Below are 17,934 nucleotides of genomic sequence, written 5' to 3'. Positions count from 1 at the left end.
CATTAGACAAGTTGCATTGAGTGATTGCCCACTCGACCTTTGGAAATGATAAGAAGTTTATATCATATATAAATTTTCTGTCTGACAGCTGCCTGATCGTCTTTAACCCAGCTACGATATATCGAACAGTGACCAATTTGTTTGGTTGCTTGCTCAGCATCGCTTTTCTTTCTGTAGAGTATAATCTGAAACCAGATGCATACACTTTTACAGGATACAAATTTTTCATAGTATTACCTCTTCCTGTCACTATCTTAGTATAGCATACAATTGTGAAGACATTAAGTCGGCTAGTGTTTCTTGAAGATGATGTTCAGGTGAAAAAATACAACCAGTAATATTATTCAAGACAGGCTAGATTATTATTATTTTGGAAAAAAACTATCATATAACTATGTAATTTATCTTAAAACATTCACTGGCATGATATTCAAATTTACAAATAAGCGATTATGGACGAAGTAGGACATGAAGATTCCAAATTAAACGAATAAAAAAACTCCTAACCCTCGTATTTAAAGGGTTAGGAGCATTCTTATTCCAAAACAAATTGGTTGTGGTACAGCTCGGAATAGAAGCCATGCTGCTTCAACAGCTCATGATGATTTCCTTCTTCAATCACTTCACCATTGCGTAAGACAACAATGCGGTCTGCGTTCAAAATGGTTTTCAATCGATGGGCGATTACGAAGCTGGTTCGTCCTCTAATTGCCTCATCCATTGCTTTTTGAATTTTCGCTTCTGTCACCGTATCCACGTTACTTGTCGCTTCATCTAAAATCAACAGAGACGGATTCGTCAGTATGGTACGGGCAATGCTTATCAGCTGCTTCTGACCTGTACTGAATACATTGTTTTCCTCAGTAATTTCCGTGTCATACCCTTTTTCAAGCCCAACAATGAAATCATGAATGTTGGCCTGTTTCGCCGAGGCAATAATTTCTTCCTCACTCGCTTGCGGATGACCAAATGAAATGTTTTCTCTGATTGTTCCCGAAAATAAGACGGAATCCTGCAAAACAATCCCTACATGAGAGCGCAGGCTGCTGAGCTCAATCTCACGGATATCTGTTCCATCAAACGTAACGGAACCGCCATTCACATCATAAAAACGATTTAACAGATTCATAATCGTTGTTTTACCTGAACCCGTTGGTCCGACAAGTGCCACCATTTCTCCCTTATTCACATTGATGGATACGTCCTTCAGAATGGGAATTTCCGGATCATACCCAAAATCAACGTGATTCAATGATACAGATTCATGAACGCCGGTAATCTCTTTCCCATTTTCAGGATTGATTTCATCGGGCTCATCAAACATTTCATTCAAACGACGCGCACCTGTTACGGCAAGCTGAATCATACTGTAGCCAGATGAAATCTGCATCAATGGTTGATAATACTGCTGGGAGTACTGGACGAACATCACAATCAAGCCTAAGCCAGCTGCTCGCTCTACGTCACCATTCAGCGCCAACCAGCCACCAAAGAAAATCACGATTGCTGTATTGACTAAGGACATACCTTGCATCATAGGGAACAACAGACCTGAATAGACCTGTCCTTTAAAGGTTGCTTCCCGTACTTTTTTATTATGCTTCACAAAGCCGTCAATTGTTTCTTCCTGTAAGCCATACGTAATGATTACTCGCTGACCGCTGATTTTTTCATCCATATATCCGTTCAGCTTACCAACCTCATCCTGCTGGATATCAACATATTTTCTCGCCTTCTGAATAATTACAACTGCAATTAAAACAGCAACCGGTGTCGAAGCAATCGTTGCCCACGCCAGTTCAACATTTTGACGGAACATCATAATCAGTACCCCGACAATCAAGGCAGCATTCGTCAATACCTGCAGCAACGCTTGATTCAAGCTGTTTTGGATATTATCTAAGTCACTGGTAAAACGACTAAGAATCTCTCCATCCTTATGAGAATCAAAAAATCGAATCGTCAGCTTTTCCAGTTTATTGAACAACCCGATTCGCATACGGTTGGTTGATTTTCCTACTACCTGCGTAAAAAGAATACTGTAAATGAAGTTGGCTGCACTAGTCAGCACATAAAAAATCAACAGCTTTTGCAGTACACTGATGAAGGCACTCTTATCATCGACACCCTGACTTAATGCGAATACATATTTTGTCAGCTCTTCAATCGCCTCACCGATAAATTGAGGTGCTTTTACCTGCAAATAAGTCGCTGCAACGATTGTAATAAATATGATTAGAAAGGACAGCTTGTATTTCTTCAAATAATGATAAAAGAATTTACTTGCTTTGATTAAATCAGTCATTCCACCTCATCCTTTCCTCGTTGAGTTTCGTAGATTTCTTTGTATACGTCGTTCGTTACCGATAATTCTTTGTGGGTCCCCTCACCTACAAGATGCCCCTTATCCAGAACCAGTATTCGGTCTGCATTGACGACAGAAGAAATTTTCTGCGCAATGATGATGGTTGTTGTCTGACCTAAATCATTTTCCAAAGCATCCTTTACAAGACTCTCAGAACGCGCGTCTAAGGCACTGGTACTATCATCAAGAATTAATATCTTCGGTTCCCCAATCACACCACGGGAAATTGACAGTCGCTGCTTCTGACCACCGGAGAAGTTCGTGCTTCGCTCTTCAACAGGCGCTTCATATTGCAATGCCAGCTTCTCGATAAACTCTCTTGCCTGAGCAATCTGAGTTGCACGAGTCATATCCTGTTCATCTGCATCTTGTTTTCCGTGACGCAGATTTTCGGAAATTGTGCCGGAAAAAAGAATCGCTTTTTGCAGCACAAAAGAGACTGCTTTACGCAGACTGTGTTCATTCACATCATGCAAATCTACTCCGCCAACTTTTACTTTTCCCTCTGTCGGGTCGAATAATCGTGGAATCAGCTGAGCCAAGGTTGATTTACCGGCACCTGTCGCGCCAACAATACCAATCTGTTCACCTGGCTTAATGGTGAAAGAAACATCTTTTAACGTATCTGTATCATCACCGGGATAACGGAAACTGACATGTTCAAATACAACACTTCCATCCAGATCCTGCTCCGGAACCTCCGGATAGGTGATTGCAGGAACAGCATCCATCACTTCTTTAATCCGTTTGATTGAAACGGCTGCACGAGAAGTCATCATCATCATCATACCGCCGATAATAATCGCCATCATAATCTGCATCAGATAATTCATGAAGGAAGCAATGCCGCCGATTAGGGTCGGATCGTCCTTTGCCAAATCGCTAACGAAGAAAATTGCTCCTGCGACAGCCAAATTGGCTACCAGCATAAATGATGGAATCATTACAGAAAACAAGGTACCAACGATTACATTATGTGTTGTCAGGTCATCACTGACTTTGCTGAAGCGTGCCAGTTCATTTTTTTCCTGAACAAATGATTTCACTACGCGAATCCCTAACAGGTTTTCTTTCGCCAGACTGTTAACCTTATCAATCAGGTTCTGAATAATCATGAAATGTTTACCCATTTGAGAAAACGACAGCAAGGTAATAATAATTACTGCGACAACTAACAGTACAATAATCCACCACAGCTGCGGCAATGTCGTCATCGCCAACGCGAAGCTTCCGATAAAAAGAATCGGTATTCGAAATAACGACTGCAAAGCAATCATTATTGCATTTTGAATTTGAGTAATATCATTTGTTAATCGAACTACAAGATTTCCGGCAGAGAATTCTTCAATATTCGCAAATGAAAAGGTTTGTATTTTTCGGAAAGCCGCTTCTCGAATATCAGCACTGACTCCTTGTGCGACTTTTGCAGAAAATATCGTGTTGAAAACTCCGGCAACCAATCCTAGTCCGGCAATTACAATCAGATAAATCCCCAATGAGTTCATTTGATCACTGTCTTCTTTAATGATCGCCTCAAGTACCTGCTGCAGCAGCTTCGGCTGCCATAGAGCAGACATGACCATGATGACTACTGTAAACAAAGCTATAGCAGTCTCTTTTTTATACTTTTTTACATGGTCCATAACAATATTCATTTTATCCCCTACTTTCCATTATAACTAGTCCATTTCCCCTAATCAGGCAACTCTTTTATTCAATGGGGAATGTGTTATTATAAAGAGGAACAGACGACCCGTGAGACACAAACGGATCGTTCAATTACTACTTATTTAACACTGTAAAATAGACTGACCCATAATTTACCATATTTTCTATAGAAAATACAAGTCATTTAACCAAAATTCAGACTAAAGGATGAAAAAAATGGATACGAAACTCTCCCGAGAAAAAATCATAGAAGCAGCTTTTCAGCTTTTAGAAGAAACGCCTGATATCGAAAAACTGTCAATGCGTAATATTGCTAAAAGAATCGGTGTTCAAGCGCCCGCTCTATACTGGTATTTCCAAAATAAACAAGCATTGCTTCAAAGCATGGCTGAAGAAATTGAACAGCATTTTGAAACACCGGAGGAATCGTCTGATTGGAAAGAGACCCTCTTCTCCTATATGGAAAATTACTATGATCTTTATCTGAAGTTTCCCTGTGCGCTCGAAATCGAAATGAACACAATTCCTTCTTCTTCACTTCGTCTAACACGTTACAATACAATGCTTGGTATTCTTCGTACAGCAGGCTTTTCAATTGAAGCAAGCTATACAGCGGTCAACGGACTGCAGCATCTGCTTTTCGGGCTGCTCATTGATATTTCTGAAGAAAAACAGCTGTACAGTAAAATCTTTGAGGGCGATAAGTACCTGAATCAACAGGTTGTCTTAATGAAGCAATACGTCACAGACAATGAGCTTACGTATGTTGAAGAAAGCTTTGCCTACCGCCAGCAGAAAAAGCAGAAGGATACCTTCAAGCGAATGATTACACTGTTCCTTGATTCTCTGGATGGTGCCCATCATTCAGACTAAATGCAGATACCGTTAAGAATAACAGGTGTCGATTACAAAAAAACATCCCGTCAGAGCTAGTAATTTCACTCTCTGACGGGATTTCTTGTACTGGATAAATCAAGCTGCAACCAGTTCTCTAAGTACAGCGGCTCTAAATGAATTTAGCGTGCTGCTGCATTGAATAGAGCAGTACAACGTGTCTATTATTTTCTTCCAACAAAGAAAGAAACCACAGCAACCAATATGACCGCACCAATAATGGAAGGAACTAAAGCCATTCCTGCCAAGCTAGGTCCCCAGCTACCTAATAAGGCTTGTCCAATCGCAGACCCGATTAAACCGGCAGCAATATTTGCAATCCAGCCCATTGATCCGCCCTTATTTGTAATTGCTCCTGCTATCACACCAATTAAGGCACCAACTAAAAGTGACCATATAAATCCCATTTCCAATTCCTTCTTTCTTCTATTATATATATCCTACGAGCTTCACTTGTTTTATTGAACTCGCGGTTCCATTTGCTCTTTTGCTTTGTCGGCTCCTTTATTTAAAGCCTTTTTTGCTTTATCCGTTTGGTTAGAAGCAAATTCACCTGTGCTTTCAGCGACATTTCCTACTCTGTCTTGAACCGTTACAGAATCTTTTTCATATTGTTCTCTGGTCTTGATATCCACAACGTTTACGTTGACTTCAATCACTTCCAGACTGGTCATTTTCTTCACTTCTTCAACGATCAGCTTTTGAATATCTGTAAACAGCTTCGCAATATCTTTGCCATATTCAGCAACAATATCCAAATCAACTGCTACTTGTTTTTTGCCAACTTCCACATCGATACCGGAAGTAACATTGTCCGTATTAACTAATTTCTCTGCAATATTAGAGAAAAAGCCGCCATCGACTGTTAACAATCCGTCAATATTTTCTAAAGCAATTCCAATGATTTTTTGAATCACTTTGTCATCATACGTTAGTTCGCCTTTTACCTCTTGTACTGGTGCATTTGGTGTTGTTACTGGTTTTGTTGTATCCATTTCTGTTACCTCCTATTTAATTAATATATTATTATTATATTATAACCATTTCAATATTGAAATTATTATGATTTATCATCAAAAAAATGTTCAGCAATACCTGAGCGTTTCAAGTAGAGACCTGCATAAATACCTGCCAATGTTAGAATAAGAATCAAAAGTGTTTTAAAAAAACCTACTGTTAGAAACAATATTGCTAAAATAAACCCGCTCAATCCACCGATAATCGACCATCTATAATTTTCAAAAATCTCTTTCATCATTATTCACCTCTCTACTCAACTCTTGATTTTTTCTTCTTCTCTTCCGCATAGTCGATAAAATCAACAACCACATCAATCGGTCGATCCTTTATACCCAAAAGATTTTGTATATCCTCTTTAACATCCACTATCATCAATTCTGTACTTGGAACAATGCCGTCATGTGCCTTAAAACGCCCTAAAATAGTAACCGCTATTTTATTTTTAGTCATGCGTACCTTAATTTTCGGCTGTTGAATGAACTGGGCACGATCCAAATTCGCTGCAACATAACTCTCAATACTTTTCCTTTCTATTTTCAGTTCACCATGCTCTTCTTTAACAATCACAGCTTTTTCCTTTTTGGGTAAAAAAAGAACGGCAAAAAACGCACCTACCAGCATTACAAACAAAATGACACTTGCCCAAAATAAATATAGATTAAGTGCCGGATGAATGAATAAAGAGTAATTCGGATAGGCTAGCGGTAAGGAAAGCACACCTGCTTGATTATTGAAAAAAATCAACGGTGCCAAAAGTGTCAGCCCAACAAGAATGATTAAGCACAAAACAAATTTTTTTAATTTACCCAATGCCTCTCCCTCCAATCGTAATAATTTAACAAATACCTTATATTCTTATTCTAAGGAGCCTCCAATTCTTTTTCAAAAGTAATGCACTTTTATTTTTTGCAGTATCTATAAATAAAAAAATGAGCTAAGCCTTTGTTATACTGGCTTAGCTCAAAAAAATATCATTATTTTATCTCTATTTGTTTATCTAAAATTACTTTTTAGATAGCGGGAGTTACTGTCGCTGCTTATCCGCAAGTTGTGTTTTTATACCTATTTATTGTCATCGATTGGCAGCCAGTTCAAAACCGTCTGAATCCACTGATCCCAAAACGTCCAGTCATGACCGCCGGTTCCGGTTTCAAAGATATGTGGAATTTTAAATTCGCTCAGAACCCTGGAAATATCCTGACTCGCATGAAGTAATGGGTCCTCTTCTCCACAAGCTAAGAAAATAGCTGGCAGATTCTTCTGTGCCTTCACCGACTCTTTCAAAAGAAACATCAAGTCATGCTCAGATTCTTGAAATTCGCTTAATGGACCAAAGACACCCTCCCAATATGCTTCTTTGCGCAACAGCAGCAAGTCCTCTGTACGCGCCGCTATGTTCAGCGGACCCGAAAGTGAAGCAACTGCCGCAAAACGATTCGGCTGACGCAAGCCTAGCTTGAATGCACCGTAACCACCCATTGATAACCCGGCAGCAAAGGTTTTTTCTCGCTTTTTGCTGAGCTGTGGAAACAGCTCATGACAAATCTCAGGCAGCTCTTCCGATAAAAATGTCCAATAATTCATATCATATTGCGTATCCGCATACCAGCCTAAATCAGTGGATGGCATAATTACAGCCAAGCCATAATCAGCAGCATAACGCTCAATATTCGTTCTGCGCTCCCAAACACTATGATTTCCTCCCATACCATGCAGCAAATAGAGAACAGGTACATCCTCACTGCTTGCCTTTGTGCTGGTACCAATCAGCTTTTCCGTTCGCTGCGGCAGCACCACATTCAGCATAACTTCCATTCCCAACACGTTCGAATAAATATTTGCCTGTAAAAATGCCATTGCGACCCCTCACTTTTTTTCATATTACCCTATTTTAACACTATTCCGTTGTTTGGGTCTTGATAAAAATAAGAGTAATAATAAGGAAAGAACAATTAAACCAATTCCGACTAGAAAGACCATATGCAGACCACTAAATAAAATCCCTCTCAAAGGCTTCAATAGCTCTGCAGAGATATCATTTGCTGTATGGGGATTGACCAGTTGGTTCATAATGGTTGCTTCTACCTGTAAACCGCTTTGTGCCAATTTTGATGCCATAACAGAGTTCAGCAGCACGCCAAAGATGGAAATCATGACTGTCTGACCAATGGTTCGAGAAAGTGTATTAAATGAAGTGGCCACCCCTACTTCGCTATGGGGTACACTGCTTTGAGCAGTAACCGTCGTTGTTGTGATTGTGATACCAAACCCAATCCCCAAACCGGCGGCAATCAAGAAAAATAGATACACAGGCGCTTTAACAGAAACTAAGATTAGACAAATACCGCCTGCTAAAATGATGCTCAAGCCTATCATCAAGACTTTTTTTACAGTTGTTTTTTCAAGCATATTACTGGCGATAAAGGAACCTACCATCCATAACACAGACATAGGTGCCAACGCCAGTCCTCCTAAACCCGCAGCCGTTCCCAGAACACCTTGCAGCCACATTGGGATATAGACTTCCACCCCCATCAAGAAGCCGCTGACGAAGGCCGCAATCAGATTGACGAATACAAAGGTTGGATTTTTGAACAAATGCAATGAAATCACTGGGTCCTTCGCTCTCTTTTCAACCGCTATAAAACCAAACAATGCACAGATTGACCCTACGAAAAATAATAAAATTTTAACTGAAAATCCATTGTCACCAATTAGTTGAAAGCCCAGCAATAAAAGCAGTAACGAAACCATCAACAACATACTGCCAAGAATATCCATTGGTTTGCCTGTCTTCTCTCGTTTTGGTTCAATGAGATAGACTGAAATAAGCAGTAACAAGGCCAAGCCAATAGGAACATTAATAAAGAATATCCAGTGCCAACCGACTGTATCTACAATAAAGCCCCCGGCTAACGGGCCGAAAACACTGGCAACACCCCAAGCAGCACTATTCAGCCCAAGGATTTTTGCCCGCTTCTCCATTGGATAAATATCAGCAATAATCGTTAATGCAACAGGCATCACCGCACCTGCACCAATTCCCTGAATTGCTCTGGCAATAATCAAGGTTTCCATGCTCGGCGCAAAACCACATAATGAGGAGCCCAGTATAAAAATAGAGATACCAATAAGAAACACTGGCTTGCGGCCAACCTTATCCGCCAGCTTCCCATAAATAGGCGTCAGCATCGCATTAGTAAGCAGATAAATCGAGAACACCCAATTCATGATTTCCATTCCCTGCAGTGAGCCGACAATTGTCGGCATTGCCGTAGAAACGATCGTTCCTTCGATTGCCGTCATAAAGGTCGCTGTAAAAACACCGAATGTGACTAATTTTATATTTGTTTGCTTTTCCATACTACTTCCCCTTTTGCCATTTTTTTCCCAGCTATGGCTGATTTTGCGCAAAGAAAAAGAAGCGCCCTGTCAATGAAATGACAGGGCCGCCTCTTTATTCCTTCAAACTTGCCTTCAGTGCATCGACCTTATCAGTCTGCTCCCAAGGTAGTTCAATATCTGTACGACCAAAATGTCCATATGCTGCTGTTTGTTTATAAATTGGACGACGAAGATTCAACATCTCGATGATTCCCGCCGGACGCAAGTCAAAGTTTGCACGTACCGCTTCAATCAATTTGCTTTCAGCAATCTCGCTTGTTCCAAAGGTATTGATGGAAATAGAGACTGGCTGCGCTACGCCGATTGCATAAGCCAATTGAACCTCAACCTTCTTAGCTAAACCGGCTGCAACAATATTTTTAGCAATATATCGAGCGGCATAGCTTGCCGAACGATCGACTTTTGTTGCATCTTTTCCTGAAAATGCCCCGCCACCATGTCGTGCATAGCCGCCGTATGTGTCAACAATAATCTTACGCCCTGTTAATCCGGCATCCCCTTGAGGACCTCCGATAACAAAACGTCCCGTTGGATTAATGAAATACTTCGTTTCTTCGTCCAACCATTTTTCAGGAATCACGTAATTGATTACATGTTCCTTTATATCCTTTTGAATTTGTTCCAGCGTAACATGCTCATCATGCTGGGTACTGATAACAATTGTATCTATGCGCTTCGGCTGACCTGCTTCATCATACTCCACAGTGACCTGAGATTTTGCATCCGGTCGAAGATATGTCAGCTCTCCGTTCTTTCTAAGCTCTGCCAAACGTCGAACCAGCTGATGACTTAAAGAAATCGGTAAAGGCATTAATTCCGGTGTTTCATCGACTGCAAAGCCGAACATTAACCCCTGGTCTCCCGCGCCAATCTCATCCTTCTCATCTGTTCCGCCGCGAACCTCCAGTGCTTCGTCGACTCCTTGAGCAATATCCGGCGACTGCTCATCAATTGCTGCCAAAACCGCAACTGTTTCACCGTCAAAGCCATACTTCGCTCGCGTATACCCAATATCCTTGACTGTCTGACGGACAATTTTCTGAATATCGACATACGCTGTTGTTGAAATTTCACCAAAGACTAATACCAGCCCTGTTGTTACAGATGTTTCGCAGGCTACTCTGGCTGTTGGATCCTGTTCCAAGATTGCATCTAAAATTGCATCACTGATTTGATCTGCAACCTTATCGGGATGCCCCTCTGAAACGGATTCTGATGTAAACAAATGTTTCTCTGCCATAATATAATATTCCCCCTAATTACTATTCGGTTACAAGGCATCTTTGCGCAAAACTGTTACCTATTTTAGATAGAGTCTCTCATGCAAATCCTTTCGGGAACTTGTAACGATATCAGTATAGCAAACTATCTTGAAAAAAGCTCATTTTATCTTCAAATAAACCTTAAGTATTTCATAAGCATAGGCCAATATGCTCAATTTCTTGATAATCAAGAGAACAGCCGAATCGAAAATGAGTGAAGCTGAACTCGGTCAACACATGATAGCTCTTTTTCTGCGCCGAAGATTTTTCACGAACCGCGTTTACCTTTAGTACCAATGGTTTTATTGACGAAAAAAAGAAGAGGCTGCATAAATAGCTGCTTCTTCTAAAAACAATCAGTTGTTTTGGACAATAAAAAAATAATACCATTACATCTTATGCACACTATGGGCGCTTTCAATCCCACCACATGCTTCTTTGCATGCCTGATTAATCAGCTCAAAGGATGATTGAATACCGCTTTGCCCCAGTTCATATTTGACTGTGTCGACAACCTCACATTGTTCATCCATTGCATCTAACCACAGATAGACTCCTTGTTTGTACTCATCCAAGCCTTGGCATAAAAGTAAAGTTGCAGCTTTTTCTTCATAAGGATTCAGTACCTTTCTGAAATTCGCGTCCTCCACGAACAAGCGATTGATATTGTTCCTACAAAAGACATAGGTATCTTTCTTTTTTCTGTCTGCAATCAGCTTATATCCTTCTTGTTGGATTTCCTTGGAAATTGTCGCGAAAATTTCGTTATATACCTCAACCCTCTGCATTACTGATAGAACCGTATCTGTATAATCAAACATAAAAATCTCCCCTTCCAAGCAAGTCAAACGAACTGCTCATAATGTTATTATAAGGGGTAGCCAAGGATTCTATCAAGTAATATGGTCGCTCAGGCAGGGGAATAACGAAAAAAGTCTGACCTTTCTGTTCATAAATGTCTAAGCATTTACAAACAAAGAAGATAGTTATTCTAACGTGCGTTATGCTCCTTCACAACCTCCATCTGTTCCTGCAATTCTCCCAAAAGCTCCAGCTGAATATTTTGAATTTCCACCAAGTGCTGCCATTGCTCATTCAGTAAATAATCCACCTTTTCATGCAATAGGTTAATCTCAATCTCTGCCTTCAGATTGACCCTATAATCGTTTTTTGCCTGTTCCCGGTCTCTGTCTTCCTGACGGTTTTGACTCATCATGATTATCGGTGCTTGAATGGCAGCCAAACAAGACAAGGCCAAATTCAACAGAATGAATGGATACTTATCAAACGGTTGAAAAAAAACAGCAAACGTATTTAGCAAAATCCATACTATAAGAATCGCCATAAAAAGAAAAATAAACGGCCAGCTGCCGCCGAATTTAGCAATTCCGTCCGCTGTTTTCTGCCCTAATGTCAGTTTTTCGGCCATCGTTTTATTCAGATTATCAGCTACTACTTCATTATCATTCAGCTGCTTATCAATTAACTGATTCAGCTGCTCGCTTTTCAATGTTTCATTCTTCAACAAAGAACGGACATATTCCAATCTATAGCTCAACAATTGAGGATAGCTGATTAATGATTGCTCTGTCAGATGAGGCTCATTCTGCAAAATAAATGTTCGAACTTCTATTTCTATATCTGCTAGTTTAATTTTGTCCAATGTTTCTACTTTTCTTTTCGTCATTTTGTTCAACTCCCCTTACCCTTTTTCTATATAGTACCCGTTCTTAGTGATTTTCGACACTAATATGATTTTTTACCATTCGACTCTGCCGGCGATAAAATACTTCAGCCGAGCTATTGAACAAAAACAGCTGAAAGAACCTGAGGTATAAGTAAACCTCAGGTCGTTTCGTCTATATAGGAACGAATAATCGGAGCCAAACGTGCCTAGCATAATTGCTAAAATGAACATATGCCAGCGCGTATTTCCCTATTCCCTTTTCTCTACTGCTCTTATTTCCAGCTTCAATGCAGTGAAATCCCCTGTAAGCCGCTGCCCAAGATACAAGCCGAAATTCATCAGCTCTGCCCCGGACAAGACCATTCCTTCCACCTCATAAAAAGTCGACGGATCTAAGCCAAGCAAACGGATTTTTTTCAATGGCTTTGATGCCTGCGATAATATCTGAAAGACCATTACAACAGCATGCTTGCGTTCCTCATCGACAAACATCCAGCTTCCATAGTTGCCCGTATAAGGGTTTTCCAATCGGTAAAAGCTGCCAAATTGAATCAGTTGACGATTCGCTTGATACCACTGGATATACATCGCTATTTTTTTCAGTTCTTCTTCTGTCTTTTTCTCCAAATTCATCATCAGTCCAAAGTTGGCAGACATTGCGACAAGCGCACGTGTGTCCATGTCGGTTGATCGTCCAATCTGATGATTAGGTGAATCTGACAGCTGGGCACAAGTCATCACTGGTGGAAAAATCATGCTGGTGCTGTACTGAATTTTCAAGCGCTCAATAGCATCTGTGTTATCACTGGCCCAGCTTTGCGGCATATAGTAGCACATACCTGGATCAAAACGTCCACCGCCACCGGAACAGTTCTCGAACAGAATATCAGGATAACGAGTCGTCAGCTCTTCCAGCATTTCATACAAACCAAGGATGTAGCGGTGAGCCGTTTCCTGCTGCTGCTTAGGCAATCGTCCCTGAGAGCCGACCTCTGTCATGTTTCGATTCATATCCCATTTAATATAATCAATCGGCACCTTATCTAAGATTGCTGTGAGTTGCTTCATGATTGCCTCACGAACTTCTTTTCTGCTGAAATCAAGAATCAGCTGGTTTCTTCCTAAAGAAGTTGGGTAGCCTTCGACATGCAAATGCCAATCAGGATGCGCTCGAAACAGCTCGCTTTCTTCAGAAATCATTTCCGGTTCAAGCCACAAGCCAAATTTCAGCTGCTGCTTCTGCACCTTTTCGCTCAAACCCAGCAAACCATCCGGCAGCTTTTCCTTGTTCTCTATCCAATCTCCTAATGACGTCGTGTCAGAATGGCGTTGACCGAACCACCCATCATCCAAAACAAATAGCTCGATACCAATCTTCCCGGCATCTGTTACCAGCTTCAACAATTTCTCTTCATCAAAATCAAAATAGGTAGTCTCCCAGTTGTTGATTAGCACAGGACGTTCTTCGTCTCTATACCTTCCCCTTGCCAAATGCTTTCGGTAAAGGTGATGAAAATGCTGAGACATCCCATTCAGCCCTTCATTCGAATAAACCATCACAACTTCCGGTGTTTGAAAATCCGCTCCCGACTCCAACTGCCAACAAAAATTGAACTCGTTAATGCCAACTAAGACACGTGTCTGTTCATACGTGTCAACCTCGACCTTCATGGTAAAGTTACCACTATAGACAAAGTGAAAGGCACGAACCTCACCACTGCGCTCCGTCGTTTCCGGTGAAGCCAATGCCAAAAACGGCTGCTGTGTCACACCGCTGGCTCCTCGTTTACTATTCAACACATGCTGCCCCTGAACCAGAGAATCTCTTCGAAGCTGTTTTTCCCTTGCCCAAGCACCCGGCATTTGAATCAGCTCATAGTCCGAATCCGGCAAATCAAGACACATACTCAGAGCCTTATTTAGTGAGATTGTTGCTGTCCCGCAATTTACATAGCGCGCAGACTTTGTCATAACAGAGTGGTTTTTAAATAGCGTATAGAGGAGGATAACCTCTAACCCTCGTTTTTCATCTGCTAAGACAATTTCCAGTGACTCTGCTTCTTCCTCCGTATCTGTATATGTCGCGGGAAGTCCTGTCAGCTTCTTTTTCCCTTTCGTTATCTGATACCCTTTGTACTTCAAGCTAGTTGCTTTTGTACCATCAGGATAGGTGATATCCACCATGCCTTCACGATAATCACCCGTATCATAACCTGGACATTCCTGCAATACTGTATCGAGTGAAAAACCGCTGTTAGAAAGCTCATAGGGATTAGGCGAAAATGATGAACGGTCGATTCTTGGATAGACCAAGCGTTGCTCGAAGCTCTCCAGACGTTCGCCATAATAAACCTGCAGCAGGTAACCTTCCTCTGTTATCTCCATAATATAGCTGAAATAATCATTTTTTAAATGAAACTGTTTTTTTGCTTCACTGAATTCAATCCCCATCAGTAAGATTGCTCCTTTCACTTCTGATTAATTTTTAGAGCCGGTTGATGCCACCCCTTGAATAAATTGTTTTTGGAAAATCAAGTATAGAATAATCATCGGCACTGTCGCCAATACAGCTCCGGCCATCAACTGTGGATAGTTGGTGGTATACTGCCCTTGGAGTAAGGCTAAACCGGAAGATAGCGGCATTTTATCAGGAGAACTGTTTACGATTAACGGCCACATCAAGTCCTTCCAGGCAAATAACGCTGTAAAGATAGACAAGGATATCAATGGTGCTTTTGCCAGCGGCAGCATCACCTTTAAAAAAATCTGTCCATAGTTACACCCATCAAGAATCGCAGCCTCTTCAATTTCCTCAGGAACACTCATAAAGAACTGACGCATCAAAAAGGTGCCAAAGGTGCTGGCAATTCCCGGAATAATCAGAGCTGTCAAAGTATTAGTCAAACCAGCCTTTGAAATCAGCAGATACTGCGGCAAAATAAACACCTGCCCTGGTACCATCATCGGAAGCAGAACCAATAGGAATAGCAGATTCATCCCCTTTACCTTGATTCTTGCAAATGCGTAGCCGGCCATCGCACTAAGAATGGTTGATGTAATCACACGAGCAACGACCATTACAACTGTATTGAAGAAGAACTTAGGAAACGGCAACGCTTGCCAAACATCTAAATAGTTTGTCAGCTGCCAGCTGTTCGGTAGGATTTTTGGTGGAAATGCCAACGACTCGGTCAGTGTTTTGAATGAGGTCAGAATACTCCAGATAAACGGAAAAACCATGATGATTGCTCCGATACTCAAACAAACATAAATAATGATGTAGCCCTTTCCTCTTTTTTTACTCATTGCTTTCCGCCCCCTCATTTATAATGTACCCATTTCTTTTGCAGCTTCATTTGAACCGCCGTACAAACCAAAATCAACAAAAGGAGCAAAACAGCAATAGTTGCACCATACCCCTTATTGTTAGAATCAAAGGTTTCCCTATAAAACAGGTATACAATTGATTCAGCCGATCGTAATGCCGGATTCTTTTTGTCGACCATCATGAAAATCGTGTCAAATACCTGCAACGAGCTGATAAAGGTTGTTGTAACCACAAAGAAAAGGGTCGGGGAAAGCATTGGTATCGTAATATTGAAGAATTGTCGGATTGGACCGGCCCCATCCATTTCCGCTGCTTCATAATAGGTTTTAGGTATATCTTGAAGTCCACCGAGCAAAATAATCATATTATAGCCCAGCGCTGACCAGATACCGACAATCATAATTGCAATTAATACTACATTACTATCTGCAATCCAGTTTGGGCCTGAAATCCCGATTAATGACAATAAATAATTGATTAACCCTGAATCGTAGTTATACAGCCAACGCCATACCATTGCTACAGCAGCAGGCGCTGAAACCACAGGAATGAAGTACAGCACTCGAAAAAAAGATTTGAACTTGATTTTACTGTTGAGAAAAACTGCGGTTACTAAAGAAAGAGCTGTTCCCACAGGTACAGTAACAAGCGTATAGACAAATGTATTCCAAAGCGCTCTTCTTAAATCCGGGTCTTGAAACGCCTTAGCATAGTTATCAAGTCCAATCCATTTTGGCTGTCCAAGCCCCTTGATTTGGTTGAAGCTGAAGTAAACGGATTGTATGATTGGCCAAACATTCATAATACAGACATACAGTACTGTTGGCAGAATGAATAGACCCGCCCACATCATCTTCTGTTTTTTTAAATTAGACAGTGAATTCATAAGAAAGTCCCCTCTTCTCAGAAAGAGGCTGCTAAATTTTCCAATCATTCAGCAGCTCTCTCCTGTTTATTTTCAGAAGCTGCTTACCGCAGCTTCAACTGTCATCTAGTCAATACGAAAACTAACTGCCGTTACTCATCCAAAGCCTCATCTATTTCTGCTTGAATTTGTTTTGCCATCTGTTTACAGCCTTCTTCAACACTCAGCTCTTTACTAAATATTTTCAGAATATATTCCTGTTCTGTCTTTGCCCAGGCATCTCGTGTAGATACATGCATCGAGTTATGTCCGTAGGCTTCTGCATCGACAAATACCTGTGCATCAATAGTCGGGAAAGTGTCTACCCAAGGCTGCTGCGTATCCTTCAAGGCTGGGATTGCTGCACCTGACTCTGCCTGAATCAGATTCGCTTCCTCACCCGCCATGAAATTCACAAATTTCCATGCGGCATCTGCCTTCTTAGTATTAGCGGAAATTGCGTACCCCATACCGGAAGAGACGCTGCCTCGATCAACATTTTTCGGCATCGGTGCCACATCAATATTTAACCCATCAATTGCTGTATATTCACTTGCCATCCATGATCCCGCAATCATCATCGCAGCTTTTCCAGACTCAAAGTACTGGTCTGGTGTCGTATTGGCTTGATCGGAAGCCGTTGGTGAATAGCCCTTATCAATGAAAGATACCCCATACTTTATTGCTTCCACGGTTTTCTTGTCATTGAGCATAATTGTTTTGCCGTCCTTGGAAATCAAATCCGACCCATTTTGCCAAACCAGGTTGTACCAGAAGTTTTGTCCATCCGGCTGAGCAATCATTCCATAGACTCCTGCATCCTTATCTGTCAGCTTCTCTGCTGCTTCCATCCACGTATCCCAGGTCCAAGTATCGTCAGGATAGGAAACACCGGCTTTATCAAATAAATCCTTGTTGTACCATAGCCCCAACGTACCATAGTCTTTAGGAATCGCCAGTTGTTGCCCATCGACAGAAAACCCGTCAACAATATATTCCGGGAACAACGACATATCTAGATCACTCTCTTTGATTTGATCGCTTAAATCCAGCAGCGCTTCACCGTTGGCAAAGTTATAGACTTGATCGGGGTGCATCCAGAAAACATCCGCCATTTCCCCACCGGATGCGGATGCTTGGAGCTTCGTCCAATACTGATCCCAAGGCGTTACCTCTACTTTTATTTTGATGTCAGGATTTTCCTCAGTAAAAGCTGCTGCCATTTTTTCCATCCCCGGCTGCTGATTTTTATCCCAAATTTGAAAAGTAAGAGTGGTATCGCCGGAAGACTCTCCTTCACTTGAACCACAGGCCGTAAGCATTCCAACAGCTGCTGCTGCAGTTATTCCCAGAGCAAGCTTTTTAAGTATTGGTTTCATCATTCATCCATCCTTTTTCATT

The 17,934-nt window shown here is 41.2% G+C and carries 16 protein-coding genes and 1 riboswitch; of the genes, 1 reads left to right on the top strand and 15 read right to left on the bottom strand.

Annotation, left to right across the window (positions count from 1 at the left end; translation table 11 throughout):
* Positions 1 to 535 precede the first annotated feature (535 nt).
* Both IW510_RS00265 and IW510_RS00260 read right to left on the bottom strand, forming a co-directional pair.
* Positions 536 to 2,305, bottom strand: coding sequence for an ABC transporter ATP-binding protein (locus IW510_RS00265; RefSeq protein WP_202055557.1), 1,770 nt, complete (start codon positions 2,303 to 2,305; stop codon positions 536 to 538).
* Entirely contained in the window at positions 2,302 to 4,020 is a 1,719-nt protein-coding gene (locus IW510_RS00260; protein ID WP_202055554.1) for an ABC transporter ATP-binding protein, read from the bottom strand. The genes IW510_RS00265 and IW510_RS00260 overlap by 4 nt, the downstream gene beginning before the upstream one ends.
* 229 nt (positions 4,021 to 4,249) lie before the next feature.
* On the opposite strand from IW510_RS00260, the gene IW510_RS00255 reads away from it, so the two are divergent.
* On the top strand, positions 4,250 to 4,906 hold the full coding sequence (locus IW510_RS00255; RefSeq protein WP_202055552.1) for a TetR family transcriptional regulator: 657 nt from the start codon (positions 4,250 to 4,252) through the stop codon (positions 4,904 to 4,906).
* A 185-nt stretch (positions 4,907 to 5,091) separates the two neighbouring features.
* On the opposite strand, the gene IW510_RS00250 is transcribed toward IW510_RS00255, so the two are convergent.
* The 13 genes from IW510_RS00250 to IW510_RS00190 all read right to left on the bottom strand — a co-directional run bounded on the left by IW510_RS00250 (position 5,092) and on the right by IW510_RS00190 (position 17,915).
* Complete coding sequence (locus IW510_RS00250; protein WP_086349902.1) at positions 5,092 to 5,334, bottom strand: GlsB/YeaQ/YmgE family stress response membrane protein; 243 nt, start codon at positions 5,332 to 5,334, stop codon at positions 5,092 to 5,094.
* A gap of 51 nt (positions 5,335 to 5,385) precedes the next feature.
* Positions 5,386 to 5,922, bottom strand: coding sequence for an Asp23/Gls24 family envelope stress response protein (locus IW510_RS00245; RefSeq protein ID WP_202055550.1), 537 nt, complete (start codon positions 5,920 to 5,922; stop codon positions 5,386 to 5,388).
* Positions 5,923 to 5,987: 65 nt separating this feature from the next.
* Entirely contained in the window at positions 5,988 to 6,182 is a 195-nt protein-coding gene (locus IW510_RS00240) for a DUF2273 domain-containing protein (protein WP_202056547.1), read from the bottom strand.
* A 14-nt stretch (positions 6,183 to 6,196) separates the two neighbouring features.
* Positions 6,197 to 6,757 carry an alkaline shock response membrane anchor protein AmaP gene (amaP, locus tag IW510_RS00235; RefSeq protein ID WP_202055548.1) on the bottom strand — a complete coding sequence of 187 codons (561 nt, stop codon included), beginning with the start codon at positions 6,755 to 6,757 and terminating at the stop codon, positions 6,197 to 6,199.
* Positions 6,758 to 7,009: 252 nt separating this feature from the next.
* Positions 7,010 to 7,804 carry an alpha/beta hydrolase gene (locus IW510_RS00230; protein ID WP_202055539.1) on the bottom strand — a complete coding sequence of 265 codons (795 nt, stop codon included), beginning with the start codon at positions 7,802 to 7,804 and terminating at the stop codon, positions 7,010 to 7,012.
* A 24-nt stretch (positions 7,805 to 7,828) separates the two neighbouring features.
* Positions 7,829 to 9,310: an MDR family MFS transporter gene (locus tag IW510_RS00225; RefSeq protein WP_202055537.1), complete on the bottom strand. Its 1,482-nt coding sequence runs from the start codon at positions 9,308 to 9,310 to the stop codon at positions 7,829 to 7,831.
* 94 nt (positions 9,311 to 9,404) lie between these two features.
* On the bottom strand, positions 9,405 to 10,592 hold the full coding sequence (metK, locus tag IW510_RS00220; RefSeq protein WP_202055535.1) for a methionine adenosyltransferase: 1,188 nt from the start codon (positions 10,590 to 10,592) through the stop codon (positions 9,405 to 9,407).
* A riboswitch (SMK box riboswitch) is annotated at positions 10,593 to 10,704 on the bottom strand.
* 299 nt (positions 10,705 to 11,003) lie between these two features.
* On the bottom strand, positions 11,004 to 11,435 hold the full coding sequence (locus IW510_RS00215; RefSeq protein ID WP_202055534.1) for a hypothetical protein: 432 nt from the start codon (positions 11,433 to 11,435) through the stop codon (positions 11,004 to 11,006).
* 170 nt (positions 11,436 to 11,605) lie between these two features.
* Positions 11,606 to 12,301 carry a DUF1003 domain-containing protein gene (locus IW510_RS00210; protein ID WP_202055533.1) on the bottom strand — a complete coding sequence of 232 codons (696 nt, stop codon included), beginning with the start codon at positions 12,299 to 12,301 and terminating at the stop codon, positions 11,606 to 11,608.
* 249 nt (positions 12,302 to 12,550) lie between these two features.
* Positions 12,551 to 14,752, bottom strand: a complete 2,202-nt coding sequence (locus IW510_RS00205) for an alpha-galactosidase (RefSeq protein ID WP_202055532.1) — start codon at positions 14,750 to 14,752, stop codon at positions 12,551 to 12,553.
* Positions 14,753 to 14,779: 27 nt separating this feature from the next.
* Positions 14,780 to 15,607: a carbohydrate ABC transporter permease gene (locus IW510_RS00200; protein WP_202055531.1), complete on the bottom strand. Its 828-nt coding sequence runs from the start codon at positions 15,605 to 15,607 to the stop codon at positions 14,780 to 14,782.
* A 14-nt stretch (positions 15,608 to 15,621) separates the two neighbouring features.
* Entirely contained in the window at positions 15,622 to 16,515 is an 894-nt protein-coding gene (locus IW510_RS00195) for a carbohydrate ABC transporter permease (RefSeq protein ID WP_202056546.1), read from the bottom strand.
* Positions 16,516 to 16,646: 131 nt separating this feature from the next.
* Positions 16,647 to 17,915, bottom strand: coding sequence for an ABC transporter substrate-binding protein (locus IW510_RS00190; RefSeq protein WP_202055530.1), 1,269 nt, complete (start codon positions 17,913 to 17,915; stop codon positions 16,647 to 16,649).
* Between the last annotated feature and the right edge of the window lie 19 nt (positions 17,916 to 17,934).

The sequence above is a fragment of the Enterococcus sp. BWR-S5 genome, assembly GCF_016745255.1.
Classification (GTDB): Bacteria; Bacillota; Bacilli; order Lactobacillales; family Enterococcaceae; genus Enterococcus_L.
Note: the sequence above shows the minus strand (reverse complement) of the source record. Positions and strands in the feature narration are given on the sequence as shown.